This window comes from Spirillospora sp. NPDC049652, assembly GCF_040675125.1.
GTDB lineage: Bacteria > Actinomycetota > Actinomycetes > Streptosporangiales > Streptosporangiaceae > Spirillospora.
The window spans coordinates 1-8128 of sequence record NZ_JBFAOF010000265.1; the positions used below are offsets into that span (position 1 = coordinate 1).

Annotated in this window: 11 protein-coding genes; 5 read left to right on the plus strand and 6 right to left on the minus strand. The window is 72.2% G+C overall.

From position 1 onward, the window contains the following. From AB0J52_RS18500 to AB0J52_RS18510, 3 genes are all read left to right on the plus strand, one after another. The coding region (locus AB0J52_RS18500) for a ClpB D2-like domain containing protein (protein WP_500182819.1) at positions 1 to 261 on the plus strand (261 nt) is incomplete at its 5' end. Positions 262 to 483: 222 nt separating this feature from the next. After that, the gene (locus tag AB0J52_RS18505) at positions 484 to 1182 is read left to right on the plus strand and encodes a hypothetical protein (RefSeq protein ID WP_500182820.1); all 699 of its coding nucleotides are present in this window, start codon (positions 484 to 486) and stop codon (positions 1180 to 1182) included. Positions 1183 to 1401: 219 nt separating this feature from the next. After that, complete coding sequence (locus AB0J52_RS18510; RefSeq protein WP_500182821.1) at positions 1402 to 2199, plus strand: hypothetical protein; 798 nt, start codon at positions 1402 to 1404, stop codon at positions 2197 to 2199. Positions 2200 to 2274: 75 nt separating this feature from the next. On the opposite strand, the gene AB0J52_RS18515 is transcribed toward AB0J52_RS18510, so the two are convergent. Further along, complete coding sequence (locus tag AB0J52_RS18515) at positions 2275 to 2622, minus strand: VOC family protein (protein WP_500182822.1); 348 nt, start codon at positions 2620 to 2622, stop codon at positions 2275 to 2277. A 220-nt stretch (positions 2623 to 2842) separates the two neighbouring features. Here AB0J52_RS18515 and AB0J52_RS18520 point away from each other — a divergent pair, with 220 nt between their 5' ends. Then, entirely contained in the window at positions 2843 to 4171 is a 1329-nt protein-coding gene (locus tag AB0J52_RS18520) for an MFS transporter (protein ID WP_500182823.1), read from the plus strand. Here AB0J52_RS18520 and AB0J52_RS18525 read toward each other — a convergent pair. The 5 genes from AB0J52_RS18525 to AB0J52_RS18545 form a co-directional block, all read right to left on the minus strand. Next, on the minus strand, positions 4129 to 4968 hold the full coding sequence (locus AB0J52_RS18525; RefSeq protein WP_500182824.1) for a trypsin-like serine peptidase: 840 nt from the start codon (positions 4966 to 4968) through the stop codon (positions 4129 to 4131). The two genes, AB0J52_RS18520 and AB0J52_RS18525, sit on opposite strands and share 43 nt — an antisense overlap. Positions 4969 to 5233: 265 nt before the next feature. Beyond that, positions 5234 to 5632: a VOC family protein gene (locus AB0J52_RS18530; protein WP_500182825.1), complete on the minus strand. Its 399-nt coding sequence runs from the start codon at positions 5630 to 5632 to the stop codon at positions 5234 to 5236. A 128-nt stretch (positions 5633 to 5760) separates the two neighbouring features. Next, a complete protein-coding gene (locus AB0J52_RS18535) occupies positions 5761 to 6450 on the minus strand; it encodes a DsbA family oxidoreductase (protein ID WP_500182826.1) in 690 nt (229 codons plus the stop codon). Between the two features lie 69 nt (positions 6451 to 6519). After that, a complete protein-coding gene (locus AB0J52_RS18540) occupies positions 6520 to 6921 on the minus strand; it encodes a nuclear transport factor 2 family protein (RefSeq protein WP_500182827.1) in 402 nt (133 codons plus the stop codon). Then, entirely contained in the window at positions 6918 to 7316 is a 399-nt protein-coding gene (locus AB0J52_RS18545; RefSeq protein WP_500182828.1) for a nuclear transport factor 2 family protein, read from the minus strand. Before AB0J52_RS18545 ends, AB0J52_RS18540 begins: the two co-directional genes overlap by 4 nt. Positions 7317 to 7405: 89 nt before the next feature. Here AB0J52_RS18545 and AB0J52_RS18550 point away from each other — a divergent pair, with 89 nt between their 5' ends. After that, entirely contained in the window at positions 7406 to 7984 is a 579-nt protein-coding gene (locus AB0J52_RS18550; protein WP_500182829.1) for a TetR/AcrR family transcriptional regulator, read from the plus strand. Positions 7985 to 8128 lie beyond the last annotated feature (144 nt).

Consider the following 8128-nt stretch of genomic DNA (forward strand, 5'->3'; position numbering starts at 1 on the left):
GCCAAGAACCTGCTCGCCGAACGCGGCTACGACCCCGTCCTGGGCGCGCGGCCGTTGCGCCGCACCATCCAGCGCGAGATCGAGGACAACCTGTCGGAGAAGATCCTGTACGGCGAGCTGTCGGCCGGGCAGATCATCATCGTCGGCACCGAAGGCACCGGCGAAGAGGCCAAGTTCACCTTCAAGGGTGTTCCGAAGCCGAACGGCGTGCCGGACAGCCCGCCCCCGATCGAGGGCGCGGTCAACTTCAACAAGGACTGAGGTCTTTGTGACGCTCGTCCCTGGATGAGCGGGAAGTGATCGCGAACCGCGAGGCATGAGAAAGGCCCGCACCGGAAGGTGCGGGCCTTTTCTCTGTTCCGGCCCGACCTTCTCTGTTCCGGCCGGGAGTTTCCGGCGCGGCGGGCGGGCTCCCTGTTCCGGATGGGGCCGGAGGGTGTCGGTGGGACGGATTCTGTCGTACCCGGGGCCTATTCTTCGAACATGCGATCGAATGTGCTGGGTTCGGCGGCGGAGTTCCGGCGGCGGCCCGCGCGGCGGGTGCGCCCGCCCGTGGACTCCCCTCTCGCGCAGGTCTTCATGCGGGACCTGCGCTCGCCCGCGCCGCCGCAGTTGCCGATCTTCCGTTCGCGGCGGCAGGGCGAGCTGCTCGCCCGCCTGCTGCTCGGCCCCGAGCGCGAGCTGACCATGCTCGACCTCGCCGTCATGCTGCGCACCGACCTCGGCACGGTCGTCGGGGAGGTGGAGCGGCTGGCCCGGGCGGGCATCCTGCGGCTGCGCCGCACCCCGGCCGGACGCGTCGTCGCCCGCGACCCGTCCTCGCCGCTGTTCGCGCCCCTCGCCCGGCTGGTGATGATCGCGTTCGGGCCGTCCGCCGTCGTCGCCGAGCACTTCGCGAAGCTGCCCGGGCTCGCCGAGCTGCACCTGTTCGGCGCGTGGGCCGGCCACTACGCCGACGAGGCCTATCCGTCCAGCGGGGCCGAACCCACGGGCGACGTCGAGGTCCTGGTCGTCGGGGACGTGTCGCGTGAGGCCGCCTTCGACGCCGGCCAGGAGTGCGCCGCCCGGCTCGGCCTCCCGGTGCACGCCGTCGTCCGCTCACGCGCCTCCTGGCGGGAGGACGACGACCCCTTCCTGCGCGAGATCCGCTCCGGCCCTCTTCTCCGCATCCCGCTGCTTTGACCGTTGCGCCTGGACGGCTCGGCACCGCGAGCCGTCCAGGGCCCTCTGGGGCGCGTCTGAGCCTGCCTATGCGGGCGCGGTTCTCCTCGGAGGAGCCGTCCCCCGCACCCTGTGGCTCGGGGTGTGGGGGCACTGGGGTGTGGTCCTGGGGGTCGGGCGCTTCCTGGGGCGCATTTAATGCGTTGACCGGACATTTCGAACATCGGAACCATTGCCGGTATGGGACTCGACGCCTTTGTGCTGTGCCGTTGCTGGCAGGACGGCCGCACGACCGAGCCGCCCGTGCCGCGCGAACGGATCAAGTCCGACGACTACGGCCCCTACCTGGACGGCGAGTCCGGGGCGACGCTGCTCATGGACCCGCTGGACGGGGTCTTCCAGATGTGGAAGGCCGGTGCAGCGTGCCCGCACGAGCACATGGAGATCGCCCGGGAGCGGATCGCGAGCTGGGGAGGCGTGGCGAGCCTGCGGCAGGCGATGGAGAACGCCGGTTGGGAACGCTTCCCCGTCCTGCGGGAGCACCTGCCGGAGAGCAACGGCGGCGAGCTGCCGGCCGAGCGTGCGGACGAGGCGCTCGCCGAGCTGGCGGCGTTCCGAGCCTGCGACCGGGTCGGGACGGAGGTCGTCCTGCTGGACGAGGACACCGGCGACGTGGTGGCGACGGGCATCCGCGCCTACAGGGGCGTCTTCGTCTGGGACGGGATGGCCAGGCGGCGTGTGGGGGTGGACGAGCGCGGCCTTTTCGTCTCCGACGACTCCGGCCGTGAGCTGTTCCGTGCCCTGCGCTGCACGCAGCGACGCGTCCGGGCGGGCCGCGTCCGGTTCCGCGCCGAGGACGGCGCGGAGACGACGCTCGACCTCACCTCGACCATCGGCGAGCGGGACGGTTCGTACCCCACGCGGCTCCACGTCGTGGAGCGGCCGCTCGGCGGGGCCTACTTCGACTCGGTGCTGGAGCCGCTGCGAAAGGTCTGCGAGGCCGCCGTCGAGACGGGCAACCCGGTCGTCTGGTGCTGAACCGGGGCCGGGCAAGGTCGAGGCCCCGCACGGGGTGCGGGGCCTCGACCTGTCCTGCGTCCGGCCGGAGCCGGATCAGGCGGGCGGGTCCTGGAGGACGCCGAGGGCGTTGCCGTCGGGGTCCTTCAGGGTGGCGATCAGCCTGCCGTTGCCGACGTCGCGGACGTCCTCGACAACGGTCGCGCCCGATTCGGTCAGATCCTGGACGGCCTTCTTGATGTCGTCGACCTCGAAGAAGCAGACCGGGCCGGACACCCCCGCGTCACCCTGCTTCGGGGTCACGCCGATGTCCTGGCCGTCGACCTTGTAGCCCACGTAGTAGGGCTCGTTCGAGTACGGCTCGATGCCGAGCAGCAGGTCCAGCCGGGCCTTCGCCGCCGGAACGTCCGAGACCGAATAGATGATCGTCTTGATGCCGGTCATGGTGTTCTCCTTCCCTCTCACCCTCTTGACACGCGGGAACGCGCGAGTGTGACGGATCGCTTGCCCAAAACTGGGTGAGATGTGAAGATGGCCGCATGTTCCTGCTGTGTGCGTAGAGAGCGCCTCACCGCCGCACCCGCGTCCGGGTGTCCGCGGCGGTGGACGGTGCCCTCGCACACTTGCGACGCGCTCTGCCGCGTCGTCTCGCAGAAGGAACATCATGCTCGCCTCATACGGCGCTGTTCTGCGTACCCCGCGTGCCGCCCGCATCTTCGGCGCGGCCCTCCTGGGACGCCTCTCCTACGGGACGGTCGGACTGTCCCTCACCCTGACCTTCGTCCAGGCGACGGGCTCGTACGCCCGCGCGGGCGCGATGGTGGCGCTGTTCGGCGGCGCGAGCTGCCTGCTCACGCCCTGGCGCGCCGGGCTCGTGGACCGGTTCGGGCCGCGTGCCGCGCTCCGTCCCATGGCCGTCCTGTACGGGCTCGGCCTCGCGGTGCTCGTCGCCGCCGCTCATCTGTCGTCCGACCTCGTGATCGGGGCGGTCGCGGTCACCGCGGGAGCCTGCACACCGCCGCTCGGGCCGGTGATGCGGGCGCTGTGGGCCGAGCTGGTGCCCGACCGCGAGCTGCTGCAGCGCGCCTACAGCCTGGACACCGTCGCCGAACAGATCATCTTCACGGTGGGACCGCTCCTGGCCGGGTTGTTCGCCGTCCTCGCGTCCGCGGCCGTCGGCGTGCTGGTCAGCTCCGGACTCGTGATCATCGGGACGCTCGCCCTGACGACCAGGCGGAACACGGTCGCGCGCGCCGCCGAGCCCGAGCCCGTCGGGGAGCGTCCGGAGCCCCGCGCGGCCGACGCCGTGGAACCGGCCACGTCCGCCGGAGCCGTGGCGGCTGGGCAGGGCGTCCCGGTCCGCGAGCGCGGTGCGTCCGGGCAGAGCGGCGCGGACGGCACGGGAAGCCTGCTCGGGAGCCTGTGGCCAATGCTGCTGATGATGGCGACGCTCGGCGCGGCGGAGACCGGGCTCGCGCTGCTGATCGTGGCGTTCGCCGGGGCCGGCGGAGCGGCCTGGGGCGAGGCGGCGATGTCGGTGGCGGGAGTCGTCGGCGGGCTCGCCTACGGCGCGGTGTCCTGGCGGATGGCTCCGCGAACGCGGCTGCCCCTGCTGGCCGTCCCGATGGCGGCGGCGCTCGCGGTCGCGGGGCTGGCTCCCGGCGTCCCCGTCCTGATCGCGGCCGTCTCCGTGGTCGGGCTGTTCATCGCGCCCCTGCTGACCACGGCGTACCTCGTCGCTGAGAACGCCGCTCCGGCGCGGCGGCGGACGGCCGTCGCGTCCTGGGTGAACACCGCGTTCAACGCCGGCGCGTCCCTGGGCGTGGCGGGCGTCGGCGGGCTGACCGACCTGCTGCCGCTGCCGCTGTGCTTCGCGTTCGCCGCGCTTCCGGTGCTGCTGGCCGCCGCGGTGGTGCCGGCCGTGACGCGCCGGACGGACCGCGCCCGGGCTCAGGAGTTCGAGTTGGCGGCCGAGGACGCGCTCGCGGTCTGATACAGGCTCTTCACCTTCGACCCGAAGATCACCGAGTAGGACACGTCGGGGGTGCTGCCGCCCTCCTCGTGGCCGCCGATCACGCCGACGACGGTCTTCTCGTCGTCGCCGGTCAGGAACGGGCCGCCGCTGGTGCCGTTCGGAAATCCGGCGCAGGTGAAGCGGAGCTGGGTCGTGCTGTACGGCTCGACCCGGTTCCGGCACGCCACCGGGCGCTCGCCGGACGACGGGTAGCCGATCACGCGGGCCGGTCCGCTGACCGGGCCGTCCGCCTCCAGGGCCATCGCCCCGGCGACGTCCTGGACCTTCCTGCCGCTGCTGCTCGCATCGGTGACCTGGAGGAACGCGACGTCCGAGTCCGGGTCTCCGTTGGAGGCCCACTCGGGCGGATCGTAGAGCGCGACCGCCCGCCACACGCCGTAGGGCGTCTGGCCGTTGTGGTAACCGGGGGCGAACGCCACCCCGATGTCGCCGCGCCGGCTGCCGCCGCTCACGCAGTGCGCGGCGGTGACCACCAGGTTGTGCCCGGGGCTCTTCACCACGCTCGCGGTGCAGGTGTGGTCGCTCAGCTTGCCGTCGTCGTCCAGGTCGAACAGCGCCCCGACCGCCGGCACCCCCTCGAACGAGCTGCTGGACGACTCGGGCGGCCGGACCGATCCGGCGGCCACGTCCCCGACGGGCCGCGTCTCCCGCGCGGCCTGGGCGGCCCCGCCGCCCGCCGAGGGCGGCCACGAGACGATCGCCAGGCCGGCCAGCACCGCCGCCGCGGTGAGAACGGGGTAGCTCCGACGCGCCACACGGTCTCCGCGTGTCCGCCTGAACAACCCCATCCGGCCCTCCTGTAAGGATCGTCCGTCCGTTCATCTCAGCCCGTGCCCGCCCGACGATTGTGCCTATCGGGTTCTGGAGAGGTCCTGGGACGCCCCTGACACTTTCCTGAATGCCTCCCCACAATCGATCTACCTATGCCACGCCCCTTACGTTCCCCCTGGTGAAAGGCCAACCCTCCCGCCATGACCAGCCCCCTGACACCTCCCCGGCCCGCCGGTCGCCACTGCGGGGTCAGGGGGCGGGCGGGGGCTCCATGCCGAAGACCCAGGGGGCGAGGACGAGCACCCAGCCGTCCGGGTCGGCGAAGGCGGCCGCGCCGTGCCGCTCCCAGTAGGGGTTGGCGGGCGCGACCGGGTGATGGCCGCGCGCGGTCAGCCGCGCGACGGCCGCGTCCCTGGCCTCCGGGCCGCGCAGGTACAGCACGAGCTGGTTCTCGGGATGCGGTTCCGGGATCACCGGCGGAGAGCCGTGCTGGGTGATCTCCATCTGGACGGGCGTACCGGGCAGGCCGAACACGACCCCGTCGTATCCGTCGTGACCCCGCCATGCAGCCAGGACGGGCAGCCCGAGATCATCCCGGTAGAACGCCAGGATGTCGTCGTACCGCGCGGTCGGCCGCGCGAAGCGCACGGCGCCGACGTCCAGGTGCGCAGGCCATGCCGGCTGAACCTGGGCATCGCTCGTTTTCGCGGTCGCGGTCGCGCGCTCGTCCGTGGGCCTGTTCCTGGACTCGGGAGCGTCTGAGGAGGCGTCCATGGTCATGCCTGGGTCTGGGTGGCCTGCTCCTGCTGGGACTCCTGCCAGATCTGGTTGAGGGCCTGGGTGAAGGTCGCGGTCTCCTGGGCACCGCTGATGCCGTACTTCTCGTTCAGGACGAAGAAGGGGACGCCCTGGACGCCGATCCGGGCGGCGCTGCGCTCGTCCTCGCGGACGGCGTCGGCGTAGGCGTCGCCGGCCAGCACCGAGCGGACCTCCGCGGCGTCGAGGCCGGCTTCGGTGGCGATCTCGGTCAGCACGTCCGCGTCGAAGATGGAGCGCTCGCCGCTGAAGTTCGCCCGGTAGAGCGCGTGCCGGAGCTCGTCGCCCCGGCCGCGCTCGGCGGCGAGGTGCAGCAGGCGGTGCGCGTCGAAGGTGTTGCCGGTCGGGCGGTCCGACGTGTACGGAAGGCTCTCGGCCGCGGCGAGCCCGGAGACGCGGGCGTCGGCCTCCTCGGCCTGCTCGCGTGACATGCCGTACTTGTTCATCAGCATCTCGAGCACGGGCCCGGTCTCGGCGGGGGAGAGGTCCGGGGCGAGCTCGTAGGAGTGCTGGACGACCTCGACCTGGTCGCGGTGCTCGAACCCGGCCAGTGCCGCGTCGAAGCGCGCCTGTCCGATGTAGCACCAGGGGCAGACGATGTCGGTCCAGATGTCGACGCGCACGGTGAGGCCCTTCCGGATGGGAGACATAAGACTTACCTCAGCGGCAACGCCTCGCCTGGGCGCGGCATTTCCGCCGGGGCCGGCCGATGTGGCTGGTCACGCGCCCGCCAGAGCCCGCGCGAGCGCCGCATGGTCGTGGTAGTCGCGGCTGGCGACGATCAGGCCGTCACGGACGCGCAGCACCTGGATGTTGCCCATCTCGAAGGCGGCTCCCGTGGTCGTCAGCACGCGGTCGTAGGCGAACTCGGCGACGATCACCTCGGGGTCGCGCGTCTCGTGGACGACCACGTCCCGGACGCGGAGCCGGACCGGCCCCTTCCCGGCGGCGGCGAAGTGCTCGGCGAGGGCGGCGCGGCCCTCGATGCGGGACGGGGCCGGGGCCATGGCGAAGGGCTGCTCGACCACGGCGTCTTCGGCGTAGAGGTCGGCCAGCACGTCCCACCGGCCGTCCGAGATGCCCTGGGAGAGCCGGAGGAACGTCTCGCGCGGGGTGGTCATGAGCCGGTTCCCATCGCCTCGGCGAACGCCCGGTGGTCCGCGTAGTCGCGCGCTTCGACGATCAGGCCGTCCCGGATCCGCATGACGAAGATGTTCGGGACGGTGAAGCGGGCGCCGGTGCCGGTGTTGCGGCCGTCGTAGGCGAACTCGGCGACGATCACCTCCGGGTCGGCCGTCTCGTGGACGACGACGTCGCGGACGGCCATCTCGAACGGCATCCCCGGCACTCGCGCGAAATGCTCGCGCAGCGCCTCGCGCCCCTCCAACCGGGACTCCGGGTGGGCGAACGGGTGGGTGACGAGCGCGTCCTCGGCGTAGAGGAGGTGCAGGTCGCCGGTCTTCTTCGCGGCCAGGCTCTCGACCACTCGGAGGAAGACCTCGTGCCGGCTGGGCATGGTGCGCTCCCGTCGTAGAATCGGAGTGCCTACTCCGATTCCATGAATATATGGAGTCGTCACTCCGCTTGTCAATCGAGGAGGGTGCGATGGCCGACGAGCCCCCGCCCGCGAAGCCGCTGCGCGCCGATGCCGCCCGCAACCGCGCGAAGGTCCTGGGCGCCGCCCGGGACGTCTTCGCCGAGCTCGGCACCGCGGCGTCCACGGAAGAGGTCGCCAAGCGCGCCGGGGTCGGCATCGGGACGGTGTTCCGGCACTTCCCGACCAAGGAGTCGCTGCTGGAGGCGGTCCTCGGCGAGATCCTGGCCGGGTTCGCCGAGCAGGCGAGGCTGCGCACCGAGTCCGCCGATCCGGGCGGCGCGTTCTTCGACTTCTTCCAGCTCGTCGTGGGGGAGTCGGCCACCAAGAACGCCGTCTCCGCCGAGCTGACCGGTGCGGGCGTCGACACCCGCGCCGATGGCGCCGAGGTGCGGCAGGAGTTGCGCGGTGCGCTCGGGGTTCTGCTCACGCGCGCGCAGGAGGCGGGGGCGGTGCGTGCCGATGTCGGCCTGGGTGAGGTGCTCGCCCTGCTCGCCGGGACGTCCCAGGCCACGGAGAAGCTGGACGTCGCCATGCGCGGACGCGTCCTGGACGTCGTGTTCGACGGCCTCCGCTCCCACCGCCCGTGAGCCGCGACCGTCGCTGTGTGTCGCTCTGGACGTCGGGTCAGGGGGTGACGCGGAGGTAGTGCGCCCAGTAGCCCGCCCAGCGGCCGTACGGCTTGCCGAGTTCCTGCACGTCGGCGGGGGTGAGCGGACGGCCGTAGACGCGGG